17 protein-coding genes are annotated in these 21,304 nt (G+C 52.1%); 15 read left to right on the top strand and 2 right to left on the bottom strand.

Features of this window, described 5'->3' with window-relative positions; genetic code table 11:
- The first annotated feature begins 539 nt into the window (after positions 1 to 539).
- From WJU22_RS08640 to mnmE, 5 genes are all read left to right on the top strand, one after another.
- Positions 540 to 1,373, top strand: coding sequence for a MotA/TolQ/ExbB proton channel family protein (locus WJU22_RS08640; protein WP_341842836.1), 834 nt, complete (start codon positions 540 to 542; stop codon positions 1,371 to 1,373).
- Between the two features lie 85 nt (positions 1,374 to 1,458).
- Positions 1,459 to 2,103 (top strand): biopolymer transporter ExbD, encoded by a 645-nt coding sequence (locus WJU22_RS08645; RefSeq protein ID WP_341842837.1) that lies wholly within the window; start codon positions 1,459 to 1,461, stop codon positions 2,101 to 2,103.
- 136 nt (positions 2,104 to 2,239) lie between these two features.
- Positions 2,240 to 2,743: a biopolymer transporter ExbD gene (locus tag WJU22_RS08650; RefSeq protein WP_341843762.1), complete on the top strand. Its 504-nt coding sequence runs from the start codon at positions 2,240 to 2,242 to the stop codon at positions 2,741 to 2,743.
- A gap of 45 nt (positions 2,744 to 2,788) precedes the next feature.
- Positions 2,789 to 3,625 (top strand): TonB family protein, encoded by an 837-nt coding sequence (locus WJU22_RS08655; RefSeq protein WP_341842838.1) that lies wholly within the window; start codon positions 2,789 to 2,791, stop codon positions 3,623 to 3,625.
- Between the two features lie 115 nt (positions 3,626 to 3,740).
- On the top strand, positions 3,741 to 5,123 hold the full coding sequence (gene mnmE, locus WJU22_RS08660; protein ID WP_341842839.1) for a tRNA uridine-5-carboxymethylaminomethyl(34) synthesis GTPase MnmE: 1,383 nt from the start codon (positions 3,741 to 3,743) through the stop codon (positions 5,121 to 5,123).
- An 85-nt stretch (positions 5,124 to 5,208) separates the two neighbouring features.
- Here the strand turns inward: mnmE and WJU22_RS08665 are convergent, their stop codons facing one another.
- On the bottom strand, positions 5,209 to 5,751 hold the full coding sequence (locus tag WJU22_RS08665) for a hypothetical protein (RefSeq protein ID WP_341842840.1): 543 nt from the start codon (positions 5,749 to 5,751) through the stop codon (positions 5,209 to 5,211).
- A gap of 181 nt (positions 5,752 to 5,932) precedes the next feature.
- On the opposite strand from WJU22_RS08665, the gene WJU22_RS08670 reads away from it, so the two are divergent.
- Positions 5,933 to 6,823 carry a winged helix-turn-helix domain-containing protein gene (locus tag WJU22_RS08670; protein ID WP_341842841.1) on the top strand — a complete coding sequence of 297 codons (891 nt, stop codon included), beginning with the start codon at positions 5,933 to 5,935 and terminating at the stop codon, positions 6,821 to 6,823.
- Positions 6,824 to 7,122: 299 nt separating this feature from the next.
- A complete protein-coding gene (rsgA, locus tag WJU22_RS08675; RefSeq protein WP_341842842.1) occupies positions 7,123 to 8,184 on the top strand; it encodes a ribosome small subunit-dependent GTPase A in 1,062 nt (353 codons plus the stop codon).
- 51 nt (positions 8,185 to 8,235) lie between these two features.
- On the opposite strand, the gene WJU22_RS08680 is transcribed toward rsgA, so the two are convergent.
- Positions 8,236 to 9,135, bottom strand: a complete 900-nt coding sequence (locus tag WJU22_RS08680) for an AraC family transcriptional regulator (protein WP_341842843.1) — start codon at positions 9,133 to 9,135, stop codon at positions 8,236 to 8,238.
- A 195-nt stretch (positions 9,136 to 9,330) separates the two neighbouring features.
- Between WJU22_RS08680 and WJU22_RS08685 the strand changes: the two genes are divergently transcribed.
- From WJU22_RS08685 to WJU22_RS08720, 8 genes are all read left to right on the top strand, one after another.
- The gene (locus WJU22_RS08685) at positions 9,331 to 10,215 is read left to right on the top strand and encodes a sugar phosphate isomerase/epimerase (protein ID WP_341842844.1); all 885 of its coding nucleotides are present in this window, start codon (positions 9,331 to 9,333) and stop codon (positions 10,213 to 10,215) included.
- A gap of 19 nt (positions 10,216 to 10,234) precedes the next feature.
- Positions 10,235 to 11,401, top strand: coding sequence for a mandelate racemase/muconate lactonizing enzyme family protein (locus WJU22_RS08690; protein ID WP_341842845.1), 1,167 nt, complete (start codon positions 10,235 to 10,237; stop codon positions 11,399 to 11,401).
- Positions 11,402 to 11,412: 11 nt separating this feature from the next.
- Positions 11,413 to 11,904 carry a VOC family protein gene (locus WJU22_RS08695; protein ID WP_341842846.1) on the top strand — a complete coding sequence of 164 codons (492 nt, stop codon included), beginning with the start codon at positions 11,413 to 11,415 and terminating at the stop codon, positions 11,902 to 11,904.
- On the top strand, positions 11,901 to 12,851 hold the full coding sequence (locus WJU22_RS08700; protein ID WP_341842847.1) for a 2-hydroxyacid dehydrogenase: 951 nt from the start codon (positions 11,901 to 11,903) through the stop codon (positions 12,849 to 12,851). The genes WJU22_RS08695 and WJU22_RS08700 overlap by 4 nt, the downstream gene beginning before the upstream one ends.
- 21 nt (positions 12,852 to 12,872) lie before the next feature.
- Positions 12,873 to 13,727, top strand: a complete 855-nt coding sequence (locus WJU22_RS08705; protein WP_341842848.1) for a ThuA domain-containing protein — start codon at positions 12,873 to 12,875, stop codon at positions 13,725 to 13,727.
- A gap of 18 nt (positions 13,728 to 13,745) precedes the next feature.
- A complete protein-coding gene (locus WJU22_RS08710) occupies positions 13,746 to 16,961 on the top strand; it encodes a PVC-type heme-binding CxxCH protein (protein ID WP_341842849.1) in 3,216 nt (1,071 codons plus the stop codon).
- Positions 16,962 to 16,994: 33 nt separating this feature from the next.
- A complete protein-coding gene (locus tag WJU22_RS08715; protein WP_341842850.1) occupies positions 16,995 to 18,218 on the top strand; it encodes an MFS transporter in 1,224 nt (407 codons plus the stop codon).
- Between the two features lie 836 nt (positions 18,219 to 19,054).
- The gene (locus WJU22_RS08720) at positions 19,055 to 21,301 is read left to right on the top strand and encodes a hypothetical protein (protein ID WP_341842851.1); all 2,247 of its coding nucleotides are present in this window, start codon (positions 19,055 to 19,057) and stop codon (positions 21,299 to 21,301) included.
- Positions 21,302 to 21,304 lie beyond the last annotated feature (3 nt).

A 21,304-nucleotide genomic window follows, 5' to 3' on the forward strand; every position in this document is an offset into this window, starting at 1 on the left:
AAGTCATAATAAATCGTTAAAATCCATAAAAGACAAAAAATGCAGTAAGAGCGGAAATTAAAAATCTGTAAATTGCCCGAAGGCATTCCCTGCAACGGGAGCGTTGCTGCGATGGGAATGCAGGGGAACCATGAAATAAGAATCGTAAGTATTTAAAATTTCTGTTGGATCATTTGGAAATTTTCTTAAATTGTGCGTCCAACTTTGAAAAAAAATCAATCGATTCCGCCGTGTCGGTAGAGCTAAGTTGGGAGAGGACAGTAAGAATAACATTATTTATTTTTTCTATCTAAGTGTTTGCTCAATTAATGTGAAGGGGAGTGGAATGCCCTATAGTGGGGCTTTTGTGAAGTATGGTTAAATTTTTTGGGTGACACTTGTTTTTTTGAGGAAGGCTTATAACTTTGCGAATCACTGATTATAAGCGGGTTACCCGTGTGAATATTGAAATTGCGATCTGAACTTTTTAATTACTAACAAACAAACAGTTTAATTTTTAACACTAAAATTCAATCAACATGGCTGAGACTAAAACAACTGTGACTGCAGCTGCTGCCAAAACGACTTCTCATCAAGCCAAAAAATCGTCCAATTTATTTGCGATCCTGGCTGTACCCATCTGTATCGCCATCGGTTACATCTTTTACATTTTCGTATTAGGTAATCCTGCCAACTTCCAGGGTGGCAATCCTGACAACCATCCCGTAGAATCTGGTATTGGCAAATGGTTTGGTACCGTGCACAAAGGTGGCGCCATCGTTCCCATCCTGATCTCTACCCTGTTGATCTGCGTAACTTTCGTAATCGAGCGTTTCCTGTACCTGGCTAAAGCAAAGGGCAAATTCAGCGGTTCCGAACTGGTTCGTAAAGTTCAGTATCACCTGGCTAACAAGAATGTGGACGCTGCACTGGCTGAGTGCGACAAACAGAAAGGTTCCGTAGGCAACGTGCTGAAAGCCGGTCTGAAAAAGTACAAGGAAATGATCAGCAACACTGAGCTGGACACAGATCAGAAGATCCTGACCATCAAAAACGAAATCGAAGAAACTACCGCGCTGGAACTGCCGATGATGGAAAAGAACCTCGTGTTCCTGTCCACTATCGCTTCCGTAGCTACCCTGCTGGGTCTGTTCGGTACCGTACTCGGGATGATCAAGGCGTTCTCCGCAATGTCTTCCAGCGGTGCTCCTGACTCCTCCGCACTGGCACTTGGTATCTCTGAGGCCCTCATTAACACGGCCCTGGGTATCGGTACCTCCGCTATCGCGATCATCATGTATAACTACTTCACTACCAATATCGACAGCATCACCTACGCTATCGACGAATCTGGCTTTACTTTGACACAGTCTTTCGCTGCCAACCACAAATAATTTCGTAAATTATTGTGGAATTTACCGCGAACTGAATCTAATTAAGTGAACCAAACAAAAGGAGTGTAAGATGCCAAAGGTAAAAATGCCAAGGAAAAGCACCCTCATCGACATGACTGCGATGTGCGACGTGGCTTTCCTGCTGCTGACCTTCTTCATGCTCGCCACCAAATTTAAGCCGGACGAACCGGTTGCGGTGGTGACTCCCTCCTCCATCAACACCCAGCTGCTGCCGGACGCGGACGTGATCCTGCTGACAGTGGACAAAGACGGAAGAGTGTTTTTCAGCATGGACGGTCAGCCCAAGAGAAGACAACTCATCGAAGATCTGAATACCAACTTCAAGCTTGGCTTGGACGAGAAAGATATCCGGAACTTCATGATCGGCTCCAGCGTAGGTACGGATTTCAAAAACCTGAAACAGGTATTGAACCTCACGGCCGACCAGCGCAAGCACGGTAATGTTGAGAAAGGCATCCCCATGGATTCCACCAACAACGAGCTGGCGATCTGGATCGAGTATGCCCGTGCTGCGCAAGGGAACAACAACAAGCTGAAGTATTGCATCAAGGCCGACAACGAGACGCCCTACCCCGTGATCAAACGGGTGCTGGACACCTTCAAGGAAAAGAAAATCCAGAAACTGAACCTGGTGACCAACCTTGAGGCCAAACCGGCAGGCTCCGCGGCTGCGCTGTACGAAGAGCAAAATCAGGATAAAGCCCACTAAGCTTCCTGGTACAGTAAACAACTTTACATCACTAAAAAATATTGCTACCATGGCTGAAATGGATACCAGTAGTTCTGGTGGTGGTAAGAAGAAACACGGCGTCAAGAAGGGGAAAAAACTTTCTACCCGTGTGGACATGACTCCGATGGTGGATCTCGGGTTTCTCCTGATCACCTTCTTCATGCTTACCACGACCATGTCTAAGCCCAAGACCATGGACCTGATCATGCCCAAAGACACGGAGAAGCAGGAAGAGCAGAACAAGGTGAAAGAATCCACCGCTCTTACCATCCTGTTGGGTAAAAAAGACCAGGTTTACTACTACGAAGGGTTGGCACAGGATCCGAATGCCTCCAGCAACCCGGACTTCTTCAAAGCAACCACCTTCGCCAACACCAACGGCATCCGCGACGTCATCATCAAAAAACGTGACGAAGTGGCCCGCCTGCGGAACAGCAAGGGAGAGCCTGAAGACGTGGTTGTCATCATCAAAGCTGACGATGGCTCTACGTACAAGAACTTTGTCGATTTATTGGATGAAATGGCCATCAACCGTATCCAGCGTTATGCTACGGTGGATATCAGCGACCAGGACAAGCAATGGATCAAATCTACTGAAGCCAGCAACGGCATCCAGTAGTATGGAAAACAATCATTTTTTGCATCCATCAATAAACGTGTAACAATGGATACAGCTAAAATTCTCAAGTCCGACTTTCTTGACATCCTGTTCGAAGACAGGAACAAGAACTACGGTGCTTACGAGCTTCGCAAGAAGTACGATAAGCGCGTTCGGAACTCTATCCTGGGAACGGCTGCCATGGCGTTGCTGATTGTCGGCTCTTACTTCATCTATCTGAACCTGAAAGCAGACAATACAGACAAAAACACCAAGCCCGTCATCGAGGATATTAAACTGGAGGACGTGAAGTTGCCGGACGATCCGAAAACTCCGCCCCCGCCCCCTCCGCCGCCCGCTCCGCCCCCGCCGGTGAAGCCGTCTGTTCAGTTCACCCCTCCGGTGATCAAGAAAGACGAAGAGGTGAAAGCTGAGGAAGAACTGGTAAAACTGGAAGACATCAAAGACAAGGCCGTTTCTACCAAAACCGTAGAAGGCGATCCCAACGGTATCGACCCGGGTCTGATCAATGATTCCAAAGGTACAGGCGTGGTTGACGCGCCCCCGCCGCCCCCGAAAGAGGAGATCTTCACCTTCGTGGAGCAACCTCCGACCTTCCCCGGTGGTGACGAAGCGCTCAACAAATTCCTCAGCAACAACATCCGTTACCCCCACCTGGCCACTGAAAACGGCATCCAGGGTACCGTGTTCGTATCATTCGTGGTAGACTCGGAAGGTAACATCAAGGATGTGAAAACTGTAGGGCAAGCCAAAGGCGGCGGTCTCGAAGAAGAGGCCATCCGCGTGGTGAAGAAAATGCCGAAATGGAAACCCGGTAAGCAGAACGGACGCCAGGTATCTGTGCAGTTCAACCTGCCCATCCGCTTCACCCTCCAAGAGTAGTATTTAGTCTCAAGCTAGTAGTACATACTAAATCCCCCTGGTTTACCGGGGGGATTTTTTATTTCAGCCAGCCGCACCGCCCCGCCGGCACGGAGATTTTCTTTAATTTCGGGCCATGATAGGAAAACTTGGCGGGCACGACGACACCATCGTGGCCATCGCAACCGCGCCGGGCGTTGGCGCCATTGCCGTGATCCGGCTGAGCGGCAAGGCCGCTGTAGCCATCACCGACCGGCTGTTCCCCTCGAAAGACCTGGCTTCGCAACCCACCCACACCCTCCATTTCGGCGGGCTCCATTTCCAGGGGCGCCTGGTGGATGAGGTGGTGGTTTCGCTGTACCGCGCGCCGAAATCTTATACCGGCGAAGAAGTGGTGGAGATTTCCTGTCATGGTTCGCCTTTCATCCAACAGCAGATCGTAGAAGCCTGTATCGCTGAAGGCGCGCGGCTGGCGAGGCCGGGAGAGTTCACCCAGCGGGCGTTCCTCAACGGCAAACTCGATCTCACGCAGGCCGAATCCGTAGCCGACCTGATCGCCAGCAACACAGCCGCATCGCATCAAACGGCGCTCCAGCAAATGCGCGGCGGCTTTTCGCGCGAGCTGTACGCCCTCCGTGAACAACTCATTAAATTTTCCGCACTCATAGAGCTCGAGCTCGATTTCAGCCAGGAAGACGTTGAATTCGCGGACCGCACCGCCCTGTATGAACTGGTAAACGAATCCGTTTCGGAAGTTTCTCGGCTGATTGCTTCGTTCAAAGTAGGGAACGTTATCAAAAACGGTGTGAATACGGCGATCATTGGGCGCCCGAACGCCGGGAAATCCACCCTGCTCAACACGCTGCTCAATGAAAACCGCGCCATCGTAAGTGACATCGCCGGTACCACGCGCGACACCATCGAGGAAGTGCTCAATATCGGCGGCATCCTGTTCCGACTCATCGATACGGCGGGAATCCGGGAAAGCAACGATGCCATCGAAAGCATCGGAGTTCAGAAGTCGCTCGAGAAGATGCGCGAAGCGGGCATAGTGGTATACCTGTTCGATGTATCTGAACTGACGGTGGACGATTTGCTGGAACAAGTGAAGGAATTCGATCACGAGGGGATTTCGTACCTGTTGGTCGGCAATAAATCCGACGTGCTGGGTGCCGAAGAAGCGCGCGCCAAATTCAGTTTCATTCCCGGTATCATTTTCATTTCCGCCCGCGATCATTCCCAGATCACGGAGCTGAAAGACCAGCTGGTGCACAGGGTAATGGGTGGCTCCATCAACACGGAGAATACCATTATTACCAACGTTCGCCATTACTCGGCGCTCCAGGAAGTGCTTTCTTCGCTGAAGGATGTGAAGGGAGGAATGGATAACGGGCTGCCGGGGGATCTCCTCGCACTGGATATTCGCCGATGCCTGCATTACCTGGCAGACATTGCGGGGGAAGTGACGAATGAGGACCGGTTGGATTATATTTTTTCGAAGTTTTGTATCGGGAAATAAGAATACAAAAACAGTAACGCTGTTTGATGGAAGTTGTCCCTCCGGATCATTGCATTTCAATGCCTCCAGAGGGACTAATAACTACTCAGCAACCGTCTTTGGGAGGAATATGCTTGAAAATCATCTTACTATCCCGTTCCACATAGTAGCCTGAAACAATTGGATATGCATACTTGGGCGCATACGAAACAGCATGGCTCCGGATAATTATCCTGTCGTCCACCTTCAGGCTTTGCAATTGCTTAAGCTGAGATTCTTCCGGCTGGAAGAATGTTAAAATGTAATCATCGCCATTAATCCTGACCATCACCCCGAAGCCTAACCGGGAGCCTGGAGGAAGGGAAAGTGAGGTTATTACACCCTCCATATTGGTGGAGTCGCTGATATGGTGCCTTATTTTTCTGGCACCGGAAAGCACTTTTTGACCTTCGGGAGATGCTTCCCACATTTTAAAATGAATGCCCGCCGGGGTAGCTTCCCAGGCTTTCCGTTCGGCATCCATTTGAGCTGCACAGATTGGCCTGGGGGTAGATTTTTTAGGATTATCATTATTGATATCGCGATTCGCGAATACGAGTCCGCTTACCACAATCAGCGGTACGATCAGTACATAAATGATTTTTTTCATAATTTTTGTTGGTTTAATTAACATAAATCGATTTCCAGGTAAATCTGATCCGTTGAAGGCGTTTCTTCGACTTTCATATCCTGAGAAAGTTGATTCAGCTAATTTAACCGGACGTCTTCCAACTAGCGGAATTTGGATTGTAAATAAAAGCGTAACCTTTGTAAATAAATCGTAAATGGGTATGCCTGATAGCCGAAATTTGCTTTCCGGGAAACGCAAGTACTTGTGGATCTTTGTATTACTCGTTACTGTTTTTGTAATATATCTGACTTTGCAAATGACCGGCAGCGACAGTTTTGATATCGCCAGGAGGGAAGTTTTGCTTCGGAAGATAGGGGATGAACTCCTCACACAGTCGGGCGACAGTAAATCCAGGATACTTCCGGTAAGAAAGATCGCCGAAAATGAATACCAAATCCGCTTCGAGAATGAGCTTACTTTTCAACCAGACTCGCTGGTGAATACTACCCGGCGTTTGCTGGGCCAAGCCCCCCTCGCCAGCGATTATATTGTTAATGTGCTGAACTGCAGCGACTCCAGCGTAGCCTATGGATACGCTATTTCCCACAATAAAAAAAATGACATCGTAGCTTGTAAAGGAAGAGTACAACCCCGCAGATGCTACATGATCAACGTCAGATTCAAACCATCAGGCATAATTACCGCCAGGAAGGGATATCTTTTAGGCAGCCTGACATTACTGGCATTTGCCGGATTCGTACTTTTTAGATCGTTTAAACCCCGAAAAGCCAGGCCTGCCCATCAAAATACGGGCATTGTAACCTTTGGATCGGTGTCGTTTAATACGGAGGAACGGCAACTGGTAATCCATAAAAACACCATCGACCTGACAGACACGGAAGCCCGTCTACTGCTCATTTTCGCATTGTCGCCCAACCAGACCATCGAAAGAAGCCGGCTGCAAAAAGAGATTTGGGAAGATGAAGGCGTAATTGTGGGGCGCAGCCTGGATATGTTCATCTCGAAACTCAGGAAAAAACTGGAACCCGATCCCAAAATCAACATCGTAGTGGTACGCGGTAAAGGATATAGGCTGGAAATCAGCAATTGAGGAAGAAATCGCCCCTTTTTATATATAATCGGTTCGTAACATGGGTAAGAAGGCGCAGGTTAACAACCAATGGCCCTTTCTTCGCTGCATCCATCCACCATCCCATCCCAATCCCCCCAGAAATCCGTACCTTTGCACTTTATGACACGCATCTCCACATATAATCGCTCGCAGATCATTGCAGCCTGACGCAGGCCCCAAAAGCACCACCTTTTACCTGCGTTTTGACGTCTTAAAATGATTTATTGTAACCGCTCTGCGGCGCTTTCCCGCGCCCGCAAGGCAAGAATTGTATTATCATGTCGACATTACAGTCGTACGGATGGAATGCGCATTTCATGCATCATTTCGAAACAAACACACATCAAAACCTCGAAGCAGCAAGAGTCCTGTCGATCCAGGGTTTCAAACACCTCCTCATCACCGCTGAAGGTAACCTCGATGCCCTCCTCGCCGGAAGCCTCATCAACAGCCGCGAACCCGAATCCCTCCCCAAAACGGGCGATTGGGTACTCGTAAAACGCTACGACGAAGAAGGCATCATCATAGACATCCTGCCCCGCATCAACGAGCTCAGCCGGAAAATGCCGGGTTCCCAAAGTACCCGGCAAGTACTCGCCGCAAACGTCGATGCTGCGCTGATCGTTCAGGGGCTCGACCGGGATTTTAACCTCATGCGCCTGCAACGATACCTCCAGCAGATCGCGCAATGCTATATCCGGCCGATCGTGGTCCTCAACAAAACGGACCTGGTTCCCGATCCGGAAAATTACCGGCTACGAGTAGCCGAACTGGGATATGATTGTCCGGTCATCCTTACCAGCGCACTGGACGAGGCGCAACAAAGCGCGTGGACGAACCATCACCTGCTGCCTGGGCACACCTATATTCTCCTGGGCTCGTCGGGCGTTGGGAAAAGCACGCTGGTCAACAGTTTGCTGGGCCACGATTTGCAGGAAACCGGCGCCACCAGCTCGGCCAACAGCAAAGGGAAGCATACCACCACCACCCGGCAACTGGTGCAGCTTCCCAACGGAAGCATGATCATCGACGTGCCGGGAATGCGTGAATTTGGCCTTACTTCGGAAGATGGCGACGAAGGCATTCATCACCCGATGATCGATGCACTGGCGCCGCAATGCCGGTTTGGGGATTGCACCCATCAGCACGAGCCCGGTTGCGCCGTTGTAAACGCCGTGGAAAACGGGGATCTGCCGGAGATCGTTTATCGCAGCTACCAGAAATTGCTACGCGAACAAAACCATTTTCAGGCGAGCGAAGCGGATAAACGGCGGATGGGCAAGCAATTCGGGAAGATCGCCAAACAGGTTTCCAAACACCGGAAAGACAGGAAGTATTAATTCATCCAACACCAAAGTGCAGGCACCCGCTTGCGCTTTGGTGTTCATTTTTCAATCCACCACCCGCAGCAACGGCGTCCCGGCATTGCTGACAACGAACACCTTCCGGTACTCCCGCGGCGTAATGCCCTGGTGGATCTTGAACTGCCGGTTGAAATAGGATACATTGTCGAACCCGCAGGCATAACAGATGTCGGTAATATTGTCGTCTTTCCCGATCAGCAGCCGCGTAGCGTGACTGATCCTGATTTCATTGACGAACTGTGAGAAAGTTTTGTGCGTGTTCCGTTTGAAAAACCGGCAAAACGCCGCTTCGTTCATACAGGCGAGCGATGCCGCGGTCCGGATGTCTACATCATGATGGTAATTCTCGAGCACATAGTTGAAAATGGACGACAGTTTCTCCGCGTCGCTTTCCTTGTATTGGATCTTGCGGCTGTCGTCGGTAATGATGGACCCTTCTTCCTTATTGAACTGGCATAATTCTTCCAGGATCTGCAGCAGCACGATGAGGTTTTTCATCTGCTGGTTGGGCTGGAACTGGAAAAACAATTGGTGGAGAGATGCATGATTGTTGCCGAACTTGATGCCGTAAGCGGACCGTTGCAGGAGCGTCTTGATATTCCTCAGTTCGAGCGTGTCGAAAAAATCCTTCCCCATGAAATCCGCTTCAAACTGCACCACTACCGCATGCACGTTTTCATTTTTCCCGACGGAAAGGTTGTCGTTGGAAAAACAATGCACCAGCCCCGGCCCGAACATAAATATCTCCCCCTCATCATAATTCACCACTTTATTGCCCACATATACCTGTCCCGCGCTTTTCACGATCAGCGTCACTTCATATCCCCGATGGAAATGGAAGGTGTTGGTGAAGTGCGGCTGGCAGAATTCCTTGATGGCAAAACTGGCATCCTCCGAGGTGGATATATGTCGGTAAGAAACTTTCATGCGGCCAATTTTAGTACAATAATTGTTTTCCGGCGGCTGGAAATCGGATTTAGGTAAATATAGTATTGAAAATCGGCAAATGGTGTACTTTTATTTCAACGGTAACCTGAATAAGTTTGTAACATCAGCTTCACGAGAGGAAGTCTACCTTGCATACCGACCTGATCATCAATTTCACTTTATATACAGCCCGATATGGAACTCGCGATACACAATTGGATGCGCTCCGAGACAGTCACAACCACGATACGGAGAATTGCCGCACAAGGGTACACCCGGTTCGAAATTGCCGGTAGCCCGGAACAATACGACACCGCTGAAGTACGGAAAACTTTGAAGGAGCACGGCGTCAAATGCTGGGGATCCGTTACCCTCATGCTGGGAGAACGGAACCTGCTCGCCCGGAACGAAGCACAGCGCGCCGCATCCGTTCAATACGTAAAGGATGTGGTGAAAATGGTGAAGGAATTGGATGGACATATGGTGTCCGTAGTCCCCGGTACCGTTGGAAAGCTCGTGCCCGACGGCCGCCCGGAGGAAGAATGGCAATGGGCCGTAGACGCCATGAAGGAAATTTACGCCTACAGTGAAGCCGCCGGGATCGTGCTGGGTATAGAGCCCATCAACCGGTTCGAAACGTATTTCATCAACCGGGCCGACCAGGCGCTGGCGCTCGCCGCCGCCGTAGGGCCCAATTGTGGCGTGTGCCTCGACACCTTCCACATGAACATCGAAGAAACGGATATGTTTGCCGCCATCCGCAGGGCCGGCAGCAAACTGGCCGGTTTCCATGTGGCCGACAATAACCGGATGGCCCCGGGCATGGGGAACCTCGACTGGAAAAAGATCGTGGACACCCTCCGCGAAGTCAGCTACGACAAAGTACTATCCGTAGAATTCTGCGCCCCGCTCGACCGGACGCCGGCCAATCCTTATCCCGGCTCGATCGACGAAGCGCCGGAAAACCTTTCGCCCGAACAGGAAAAATTCCTGGTAGACCATGGCAGCTCTTCCGTTACGGAGGAATTTTATTCCATGCTCACCCGTGAATCCTACAATACCTTATCTAAACTTATTTAAAAGCGGTCAACTTCAGTAAATGAAAATCTCGAACGTAGAAGCGTTTTGGTTACGCTGCCCCATCCCGAAAGAAAAACAGCACGCCTCGGATTATGGCTTGCTGACGAATTTTGATATGACTTTGGTCGTAATTACGACAGACAGCGGGCTGCAGGGCTTCGGTGAAGCGAAAGCCGCAGTAGGTTCGTCTGGCGTATGTGCATCCATCGTCAACTGTATCGAAAACGAACTGAAACCCTTGCTGGTAGGTAAATCCGTCAGCAACATCACCCGCCTGTGGGAAGAAATGTACAACGGCACCCGCGATCATTACGCGCTGTCGAGAGGCCGGAAGTTCCCCATCCTCGGCCGGCGCGGCCTCACCATCTCCGCCATGAGCGGGATCGATACGGCCCTGTGGGACCTGAAAGGCAAAATGCTCAACGTGCCCGTGCTCGACCTCCTCGGCGGCGCCTGCCGCGACCATATGCCCGCCTACGCAAGCGGCGGATGGGCGGATGTCAATAACATCGGCGCACAGGTAAAAGGCTATGTGGATAAGGGTTTCAGAGGTGTGAAAATGCGGGTTGGGGTGATGGACGATAGCGTGCAGAAAAGCATCGACCGGGTGAAAGCCGCGCGGGCGGTTCTCGAACCGGACGTAAAATTGATGGTAGACGCACACGGCACATTCAGCGTGCCGGAAGCCAAACAGTTTTGCCGCGGCGTGGAAGACAGTAATATTTATTGGTTCGAAGAGCCGATCAGTCCGGACAACAAGCCCGGCACCGCAGAGGTAAGGGCAGCCACCTGCATTCCCATCGCGGCCGGCGAAAGCGAATTCACCAGTTTCGACATACACGAACTTTTACAGCTCAGGGCGGTGGACGTGATCCAGCCGGATGCGGCCATCATCGGCGGCATATCGGAAGCCATGCGGGCAGGGCATCTTGCCTGTGCACACCAGGTAGAAATGGCTCCGCATTGCTGGGGTTCCGCGTTCTCCTTTATGGCCGGGCTCACAGTGGCGTTTGCCTCCCCATCCGCCACCATCATCGAATTTTCGCTGGGCGGCAACCCGATGATGTACGACCTCGTGAAAGAAAAAATTACGGTTACCAACGGCTCCATCGCCGCGCCCACAGCTCCCGGATTGGGAATGACGCCGGATTGGGATTTTGTCAGGGAATTTAAACAAGGTGTTTAAAAAAAGTATTTATGGCTAAAGCACTTAAAATCAACCACGTAACATTAATAGTGGACAACCTGGAAAAAGCAGGCGAATTCTATAAAAATGAGCTCGGCCTCGAGCCGCTGCCCGCTTTCCGATTCGATTACCCGGTGATGTTTTTCCGGTTCAACGCCGAACAGCAGTTGCATCTTTCGGAATGGGACGACCGCACTTCTTTCCGCGGGCACATCTGCGTGCAGGTAGACGATTTCAACACGATATTTTTCCGCATGAAAGAGCTCGGTGTGATCGACGTAGCCCCCTGGGGCAAGGTGCGCAAACTGCCCGACGGCGCCATGCAGATGTTCGTGAGAGATCCGGCGGGCAACCTCGTGGAGCTGTCGTCTGCCCCCGGCGCACCGATCGATCCGCGTATCCTGGAAGATGAATTTTACGAAGAAGGATTATATGTTTCCGGCCGGAACGATTTCCGCGGAGACCGCTCAGACGACGCCACATTATACCACAACAAGCCATGAAGAAAAACGTAATGCTGCTGGAAACCATTGCCGACGAGGCTTTGGCCGTGCTCAAGGAACACGCGCATGTTTTTACCGGCTATGATACTGCCAGCCAGGAATCGGTGCTGGCATCCACGGAAATCCATGCCGTCATCACGCGGGGAAAAATGAAGGTCGACGACGCGCTCATGGCCGCGTGCCCTCAGCTGGAAGTAGTGGCCCGCTGCGGCGTGGGGCTCGACAATGTGGATGTGGCGGCCGCTTCGGCAAGAAAGATCAGGGTGGTCAACGCCCCGGGAAGCAATGCCGGCACCATCGCGGAACATACGCTGGGCCTTATGCTGATGGGGATGCGCGATCTCTTTGCTTCCATCGAACATGTGAAAAAGGAAGACTGGAACTGGCGCAACCAATATGCCGGCGATGAGCTGGGCGGCAAAACCCTGGGCATCCTCGGCATGGGCAACATCGGCAAACGCGTGGCGCGCCTGGCCGAAGCGTTCGGGATGAACGTGGTGTACTGGAGCCGATCGGAACAGGAACTGCCTTATAAATATTTGTCGATGCAGAAAGTGCTGCAGCAATCCGATATCGTCAGCCTGCATCTTCCATTGGCGAAAGGAATGGAAAACCTGATCGGAAAAGCGGAACTGGCGATGATGAAACCAAATTCGCTGCTCATCAATACGGCAAGAGGCGCACTGATCGATCATGTTGCGTTGCTGGATGCGCTGAACGAAGGTGCCATCGCGGGTTTTGCCGCAGATGTACTGCCCGATGAGCCACCAGTACAGAGCCTGCCGCTGGTGAAGCACCCCCGTGTGCTAGTGACGCCGCATTCCGCCAGCCTCACCGCCACCACGTACCGGAAAATGTGCGTTTACACCATCAACAATGTGGTAGCATTACTGTCCGGCCGCGAGCCGGAAAAGGAAAGCGTTTTCAATAGAAACTCGTTTGTATGATCATCACAAATCCCTGTTAAAATGAATACTTTTTGTTTCGGTTTATTATTGACACTGGGAGGTTTGTTCTGTACCCAGTCTCCTCAAAAGGCGAAGAAGCCGCTGGTCGTTTTTGTGTGCGGAGACCATGAGTACAGTGGCGAAGCAACCCTGCCGATCCTGGCAGCGGAGCTGGAAAAGAATTACGGCATGAGAACGATCGTGCTCAAGTCTTCCCCCGACCATAACAGCGAAGAAAACATCCCCGGGCTGGAAGCCTTGAAGGATGCGGATCTGGCCGTTTTTTACCTCCGCTGGCGCAGGCTACCTGCCGATCAGCTGGCACATATCGAAGCTTACCTGAAATCCGGGAAACCGGTGATGGGCTTCCGTACCACCACTCACGCATTTAATTTCCCCGCCGGCCACGCCAGCGAAAAATGGAACGCGTTCGGCGAATTTGCCCTCAACGCGCCTCCGGGCTGGGGCGGTAAAGCCAAACATACGCACTATGGCCACAGCAGCAGCACCGATGTGAGCGTGATCCCTGAACAAGCCGCAAACCCTATACTGACGGGCGTTGCGAAAGACTGGCACGTGCGCTCCTGGCTCTATCATGTTGTGCCCGATTACCCCGTTAAAGGCTCAACGTGGCTGCTGACGGGCAAAGCGGTAAACCCGGAAAGACCGGCCGTGGAAAATCCCGTGGCCTGGACCGGCACCAACTCCTTCGGCGGAAAAGTATTCATGACCACACTCGGTCATCCCGAAGATTTCAGGGTGGAAGCTTTCCAGCGACTGCTGATCAATGCGATTCATTACGAGCTTGGCCTCAAGGTACCGAAGAAATGGAAAGGCAAGATCGATATCAACGTTCCTTACCGTGTAGCTAATTAGAATAAATTACCGGAGATCATGAGATTAACCACGTTTGGCGGGCTGCTGCTATGTGCAGTTGCGCCTGCAATACTGTTATTGAACGCCTTCAGGGCAAAAGACCCGCCGCCGCTGACGCTTGTCAAAGGCGCGCGCATCGCCATGATCGGCAATAACCTGGGGTCGAGGATGATCCATTACGATAACCTGGAAACCGAGCTCCAGGTGCGCTTTCCAACGTATCAACTGTTTATCCGCAACATGTGCGACCCCGGAGAAACGCCGGGGTTCCGGCCACACGCGGGCCGCACCACGCCCTGGGCTTTCCCCGGCGCTGAAAAGTTTTCGGTGGAACGCGCCAATCTTATCAGAAGTAAAACCGATCCCGCCAAACTGATGCTGGACGAAAACGATCCCGCGGAAGGTTTTTTTGAAACGCCCGATGAATGGCTCACCCGGCTCAAAACCGATGTGATCATCGCGTTCTTCGGCTATAACGAATCTTTCGCCGGCGACGCCGGTCTACCCAATTTCAAAGCCGAACTGGCCGCCTTCATCAAATGGACGCTCCAGCAAAAATACAACGGCGCCTCCGCCCCGCAGCTCGTCATCGTGTCCCCGATCGCTTTCGAAAACCTGTCAGACACCCGCGATCTGCCCGATGGCCGCAAGGAAAACCGCAACCTGCAATTGTACGCCAACGCCATGAAAGAGGTGGCTGCGCAGCACAAAGTCCTTTTCGTGGACGCGTTCAATCCCTCCATGAAATGGTACAACGAATCCGCCGCGCCATTGACGATCGACGGCTCCCAGCTGAACGAAGCAGGTTACCGGAAATTCAGCGTGTTGCTCGCCGATCAGATTTTCGGAGATGGGATGACGCAGGCGCAAACCGACCGGAAACTGGTGAACGACGCGGTGCTGGAAAAAAACTGGATGTGGTTGTACGATTATAAAGTGCCGAACAGCGTGCATGTGTACGGTCGGCGGTACAAGCCTTACGGGCCGGATAACTTTCCGGCGGAAATCAAGAAGGTCCGCGAGCTGACCGACATTCGCGACACCGCCATCTGGCTGGCCGCATCCAAAGGAGAAATCATGGACCTGGCGGCGGCGGATAAAAATACCAGCGTGCTGCCCGACATTCAGACCAACTACACCGAAAACCGTAAAAACGGGAACCTGAAATATCTGTATGGACAGGAGGCGGAACATAGCCTGAAGCTGCCACCGGGCTACAAAGCGGAGCTTTTTGCATCGGAGTCGGAATTCAGTTATCTCGCCAAACCCGTACAGCTTTCGTTCGACAATAAAGGCCGTTTATGGGTGGCTACCATGCCCACGTATCCCCAATACAGGCCCGGCGATCCCAAGCCCAACGATAAGATCATCATCCTGGAAGATACCGACCAGGACGGAAAGGCCGATAAACAAACGGTGTACGCGGATGGCCTGCATTTGCCGCTGGGATTTGAAATAGCACCGGAAGGCGTGTATGTTTCGCAGGGGATCGACCTGGTGCTGCTCAAAGACACGGATGGCGATGGAAAGGCGGACCAGAAGGAAATCTTGCTGAGCGGGTTCGACGATCATGATTCGCACCACAGCAATCATGCCTTCACGGCAGACGGTTCCGGGGCTATTTTTTCGGGCGAAGGCGTGTTCCTCCGTTCCAATATCGAAACGTCGTACGGCCCGGTTTACGCCACCAACGGCGGTTTTTACCGGTTCGATCCGCGGCGCATGAAACTGGAGCGTACCGCGCAGCTGGATATTCCCAATCCCTGGGGCATTTCGTTCGACGACTGGGGACAGCCTTTCTTCGCCGAAACCTCCTCGCCCGACGTGCGCTGGATGCTCCCGGGAATGGTGATGCCGCGATACGGCCGGGCAACGCACAAATCCGAACAGCTGGTGGAGCCGAAACACCTGGTGCGGCCCACTTCCGGCATCGAATTCGTTTCCAGCCGGCACTTCCCCGACGATGTGCAGGGCGATTTACTGATCAATAATACCATCGGGTTCCTGGGCATCAAGCAGCATACCATGGAAGACGCCGGTACCGGTTATAAAAGCCAATTCCATATGGATCTGCTGCGGAGCGACGATCCCAACTTCCGGCCGGTAGACCTGGAGTTTGCGCCCGACGGGTCGCTGTACGTGGTGGACTGGCATAACGTCCTCATCGGTCACATGCAACACAATGCCCGCGACCCCCTGCGCGACCATACCCACGGAAGGATCTATCGCGTCACCTATCCTGCCCGTCCGCTCGTGAAACCGGCGAACATCGCCGGTGCGGGGATCGACGAGCTGCTGGAGAACCTGAAACTGCCCGAATACCGTACCCGCTACCGGACCCGCAGGGAACTGAGGGGAAGGGATGCAAAAGAAGTGATGGCAAAAGTTAAAACCTGGGCCGCCCGGCTGGATACCGCCGATGCCCGGCGCGAGCATCATTTGCTGGAAGCGCTTTGGGTGAGCCAGGGAACCGGGAAGGTAGATCCGCAACTGTTGAAGCAGGTCCTGAAAGCGAAAGATTACCACGTTCGTGCCGCGGCCGTACAGGTATTGCGGTACGCCGGGCCGGAAGTGCCCGACCAGGCCGCGCAGATGCTGGTGGCCGCGCGGGACAAAAACAGCCGTGTGCGCCTTTCGGCCATCGTGGCCGCTTCTTGGATGAAGAAGGAAACCGGGTTGGCGGTGCTCGCCGCGGCGGGCAAGTTCCCGATGGACAAATGGACCATCCACGCCTATAAAACCGCGCTCGCGCATTTGAAGGGCGTGGATGTGGAGAAGGAGGCCGAAACCGAAACGAAGAAGAAGCCAACCCTGCAAGGCCCTGAGCTCGCGTTGTTCAACCAGGGCAAGCTCATCTACAATAAGGAAGGATATTGTAAAACCTGCCACCAGGCCGACGGGAAGGGCCTGCTGGCTGCGGGGTTCCCGCCGTTATCCGGGAATGCCTGGGTGAACGGGAATGACGAGCGGCTGATCAAACTGGTGCTCAAGGGGCTCGTGGGGCCCATCGAAGTGAGCGGGAAAAAATACCCCGGCCAGGTGCCCATGACGCCTTTCGGCGGTTTGCTGAAGGATGAAGAGGTGGCCGCGGTGTTGACGTATGTCCGGAATTCGTTCGGGAACAACGGTGCCGCCATTTCCCCTGAAAAAGTAAAGAAAATTAGAAAGGCCACAGAAAATAAAAAAGATTTATATTCAACGGATCAATTACTGAAAGAACACCCTATGAAGTAATTCGGCGTTGGGCCAAATCTAAAATTCTACGTCATGAACAACAAACTAAGATTGTTTTATGGCAGTTGTTTTGCACTGATCACAACTGCATTTTCCTTCAGCATCAGGGCGGGCATTCTTCCGCAGCTGGCTGAAACTTTCCAGCTGAGCGCCACGCAACTGGGATTCATCAATTCCATGTGGTTCCTGGGCTTCCCGATTTCCATGGTGATCGGCGGGCTGTTTTATTACCAGATCGGGCCGAAGCGGATCATGATCTTCGCATTTTTCGCGCATACGCTGGGCATTCTCCTGACGATTTATTCCGGGGGATATACGGGCCTGTTGATTTCCACGCTGCTATTGGGTTTGGGGAACGGTTGTACGGAAGCGGCCTGTAACCCCATGATCGCAGACAGCTATTCCGGCAAACAGATGAATACGCTGCTGAACCGTTTCCACATGTGGTTTCCCGGCGGTATCGTCATCGGCAGCCTCGTGAGTCTGGGCATGACGCACCTGAAACTCGGTTGGGAAGCACAGATATGGATCATCCTGTTGCCGACGCTGGTGTACGCTTTCCTGTTCTACAAACAGGAATTCCCGAAACCGCAGCACCAGGAAAGCGTTTCCGTTGTAGAAAACCTGAAAGCGATGGCCACACCGCTTTTCATATTCATCGCGCTTTGCATGACGCTTACCGCCATCAGTGAATTCGGGCCGCAACAGTGGACCGGCATCATCATGGCCGCAAGCGGCGCCGAGCCCATGGTAATATTGGCGCTGGTAACGGGTTTGATGGCAGTAGGGAGATATTTCGGCGGAAGCATCGTCGGGAAATTCGACCAGACCGGCGTGTTGCTGGGATCAGCGGTATTCGCCACCATCGGTATTTACCTGTTCAGCACGCAAACCGGTGGAATGGCTTATGTAGCCGCCATCTTCTTCGCGATCGGCGTATGTTATTTCTGGCCCAACATGATCGGGTTCGTCGCCGAAAAAATTCCCAAAAGCGGCGCCCTCGGCATGTCGATCGTAGGCGCGATGGGGATGTTCTCTACTTCCATGTGGAACCCCGTGATCGGCCGCTGGATCGATGAAAGTCGCGTGACAGCCGCAGCGAACGGTTTGACGGGCGCCGATCTGGAGCTCGCCGCCGGCCAGGAAACCATGAAGCTCATGATCATTTTCCCCGGGGTTTTGATCGTGCTCTTCGCATTGCTGTGGTTTTGGGTAAAACGCAAACCTGCGCAAGCCGTAGGGCAACCCGCACATTGATTTGATACGCTTCATCTTCTCCTTGGAAGATGCGGAAATATAAAACAGGCAACGATTCAGGAGGAAGTGACTTCCCTGGTCGTTGCCTTTTTTTGTTATTCTTGGAAGATGCGGAAACATATAACAGGCAACGATTCGGGAGGAAATGACTTCCCTGGTCGTTGCCTTTTTTTATTATTCGAGGAAGTTGCGGAAATATAGAACAGGCAACGATTCAGGAGGAAATGTCTTCCCTGGTCGTTGCCTTTTTTATTATTCGAGGAAGATGTGGAAACATACAACAGGCAACGATTCGGGAGGAAGTGACTTCCCTGGTCGTTACTTGTTTTGTTTATCTAGTGCAGTTACATATCGTCCATTTTGCATGTCGACAATCGAATAAATAAAATAGGAAAATTTACAAGAAAAAATAATTTTGAAATATAATTTTATCGGTATATTAGTTGCGTTGTTATCCGAAATGTGTTGTTATCCGATTCCCTGATTTGTGTTGTTATCCGATTCCCTGAAGAGTGTTGTACCCTGATTTTGTGTTGTTACCTGAATAACTTTCTACCATGCGCCCTTACCTAGAATGCAGGTACGTAGTTATGTTGTTATCTGTTGTTTACCTGTGTTGTTACCCGATCATAACACTAGCTATTTACGAAGACCCTGTTCCCGCGAAATGCATATTCCCAGCATCCCAGCCGGAAAATTTATCGTGTAAGCAATCTGACCGTTTCCCGGATGGGAACGACACTATCCCCCGCGGCATCTTGTCGCCGTCCATCGATTCATTGGGGAACAGGTTGAACGAAACCGTTGAAAATTACACGGACAGCATCCCCGCGCAAATGAAACGCTCCCTGCAGGGGAAACTCCGCCAGGCGCCCAATTCCCTGAAACAGCGTGCTGCAGGTTATTTGCCCGGTTCTCCCCTGAAAACTGCCAAAGGCATGCTACAGGAAGGCAAGGAAGCCCTCTCTCTGAAAAAGATACTCAACAACCATAAAGTGTCGGTCGTGAATGAAGGCCAGCTGGAACGTACCTACTGGGGCCCCGGCTACCATTTCCTCAATACCCTCGAGATCAATGGCTCGGTGACCGTAGCGAAAATCCCGCTCAACGTGATGTTCATGCATCAGGATTACCTCAACCCTTCATTTTCCTACCGCAACGTTTTCCGGACGAATTTCGACAAGGAAGCTTTCCTGAATAATTATCGCAAACAGTTGAAAGACAAGCTGGACGTGGATAAGATCGTGCCGAAAGACAAAAGCCTCCAAGCCGCGAAGAAAGCCGCCGAAAAGGCCGTTCGCAGCGAACTGGATGGCATGATGCAGGAATATGCCAGCGAATTCCGCGAGCCGCTCGCCGCGTTCGACTCTATCAAAGACCTTTCCACCGGCAATATCGGCAACGTGTTCCAGTCGCTGGTGAGCCAGCAATATGTGTCGAAGATCCGGGAGAAGGAACAGCAATTGCAGCAGCTGTCTACAGAAGCGCAATCCGGGAAAATAACAGAGCGCAGTCAGGCGATCCCCGGTCTCAAAAAGGAAATCGCCATTTATACGAAACTGCTGGCCTTCTACCAACGCTACCAGGCCCTGAAAAAGAAACTCGATCTGGTAGGGCTGGAAAACAGGTTGAACGAAGAAGGCATCGCCCGCATGCAGCAATTCGATAACATGCTCGACGATCCCTCCAGCCTGCAACAGCTCGCCGGACAACATTTACAACAAACCGGGCTGGAAAAATTCTTCATGCATGTGGAACAGATGAATGCCGGCCAGCATTCCGTGAGCCTCAGTCCTTTGTCGCTGTACAATTACCTCAACAACGGTCTCAGCATGGAGATCAGCAAAGACAATAAATATTTCTTCCTCCTCGCCGGCAAGGAAAAAGACCTGAACAGCCTGTACGACCGTTCCAACTTTACTGCGCTCAATCAAAACGATCATATCGGCATGGGCGTGCGGATGGGCCGGGGCAGCATTAAGGAGAACCATACGCACCTGTCCGTTTTTTCGTTCCGGCAATCCAAAGTGATGGGGGCCGCGCAGAACTTCGACATGCCGAAGAAGAATACGCTGGTCCTCGGTTTGAGCAACCGTTTCACCATCGGGGAAACGTCGACGGTGGAAATGGAACTGTCGAAATCGTCTGCCGTTTACACCCAGGCGGAATATGGGAATGATACGGCCGGCCGCCGCAAATCCGCCATCGCGCAGATGATGAATACGGAGGACTTCGGCCGCAGTCTGGCCATGGTGTTGAATTACGCCGGTAGTTTCGAGGAAGCGGGGCTTACCGTCGGCGCCAATTATACGCATGTGGCATCTGCATATACCAATCCGGGATCGGCATTTATGATGGGTGGTTCGAAAGATGCGGGTTTACAGGTGAAGAAAACTTTCCTCAAGAACAAAATCCAATTACAGGCCCGGGGCAATTTGCGGGAATATGCGTACGCCATGTTGCCCGGCAGGAAATGGCAGAACTTCAGTTCCCTGTTCGAAACCCGTTTCCGCTTTGGCAAAGGGCAACAGGCTTCCCTGAAATACCAGCCGATCCAAAGCTTCCGGAAAATCCCCGGCGGCAAAATCACCACCAACAGCACAAACCGCCTCACCGCCGAACTGAGCTTCCAGCAACGAATCCGGCAGTCTTACTACAGGAACGTTGTAAGCACCGCGTACAACGCCAGCCGCTACCTGTTGACAGACAGCCTGGCCAATCTGAAATCCGTGACCCTGAGCTCGCTGCAAAACATCAGCATCGGCAAGCAACTGGTTTACTGGAACGTTACCTACACGTATGCGCACAATCCCGGCGGACCGGCGTACCTGAATTCCGTGCTGAACACCGATGCCGGCATTACGTATATGCTGGGCGGGAAAATAAGCGCCACCACCGGGCTCAACTATTCCAGCGCGCAGAACTGGTACCGTCAGGTAGGCGGCCGGCAGACGATTTCCGCCAATATCAACAGCCGGATGCAGGTGAGCCTTTTCGTAGACTTCCGACAGAACATACAGCAATTCGACGCTTATTACGATGACCTTGTAAGGGCCGACTGGAGTTTCCGGTACAACTTTTAAAAC

This window comes from Chitinophaga caseinilytica (genome assembly GCF_038396765.1).
GTDB lineage: Bacteria > Bacteroidota > Bacteroidia > Chitinophagales > Chitinophagaceae > Chitinophaga > Chitinophaga caseinilytica.

Excerpts from the sequence above, each read along its gene's own strand:
- WJU22_RS08710 (WP_341842849.1), top strand. The coding sequence starts at position 13,746 with ATGAGATTAACCACGTTTGGCGGGCTGCTGCTATGTGCAGTTGCGCCT.
- rsgA (WP_341842842.1), top strand. The coding sequence starts at position 7,123 with ATGTCGACATTACAGTCGTACGGATGGAATGCGCATTTCATGCATCAT.
- WJU22_RS08715 (WP_341842850.1), top strand. The coding sequence starts at position 16,995 with ATGAACAACAAACTAAGATTGTTTTATGGCAGTTGTTTTGCACTGATC.
- WJU22_RS08670 (WP_341842841.1), top strand. The coding sequence starts at position 5,933 with ATGCCTGATAGCCGAAATTTGCTTTCCGGGAAACGCAAGTACTTGTGG.
- WJU22_RS08665 (WP_341842840.1), bottom strand. The coding sequence starts at position 5,751 with ATGAAAAAAATCATTTATGTACTGATCGTACCGCTGATTGTGGTAAGC.
- WJU22_RS08645 (WP_341842837.1), top strand. The coding sequence starts at position 1,459 with ATGCCAAGGAAAAGCACCCTCATCGACATGACTGCGATGTGCGACGTG.
- WJU22_RS08705 (WP_341842848.1), top strand. The coding sequence starts at position 12,873 with ATGAATACTTTTTGTTTCGGTTTATTATTGACACTGGGAGGTTTGTTC.
- WJU22_RS08700 (WP_341842847.1), top strand. The coding sequence starts at position 11,901 with ATGAAGAAAAACGTAATGCTGCTGGAAACCATTGCCGACGAGGCTTTG.
- WJU22_RS08680 (WP_341842843.1), bottom strand. The coding sequence starts at position 9,135 with ATGAAAGTTTCTTACCGACATATATCCACCTCGGAGGATGCCAGTTTT.
- mnmE (WP_341842839.1), top strand. The coding sequence starts at position 3,741 with ATGATAGGAAAACTTGGCGGGCACGACGACACCATCGTGGCCATCGCA.
- WJU22_RS08690 (WP_341842845.1), top strand. The coding sequence starts at position 10,235 with ATGAAAATCTCGAACGTAGAAGCGTTTTGGTTACGCTGCCCCATCCCG.
- WJU22_RS08685 (WP_341842844.1), top strand. The coding sequence starts at position 9,331 with ATGGAACTCGCGATACACAATTGGATGCGCTCCGAGACAGTCACAACC.
- WJU22_RS08655 (WP_341842838.1), top strand. The coding sequence starts at position 2,789 with ATGGATACAGCTAAAATTCTCAAGTCCGACTTTCTTGACATCCTGTTC.
- WJU22_RS08695 (WP_341842846.1), top strand. The coding sequence starts at position 11,413 with ATGGCTAAAGCACTTAAAATCAACCACGTAACATTAATAGTGGACAAC.
- WJU22_RS08720 (WP_341842851.1), top strand. The coding sequence starts at position 19,055 with ATGAAACGCTCCCTGCAGGGGAAACTCCGCCAGGCGCCCAATTCCCTG.
- WJU22_RS08650 (WP_341843762.1), top strand. The coding sequence starts at position 2,240 with ATGACTCCGATGGTGGATCTCGGGTTTCTCCTGATCACCTTCTTCATG.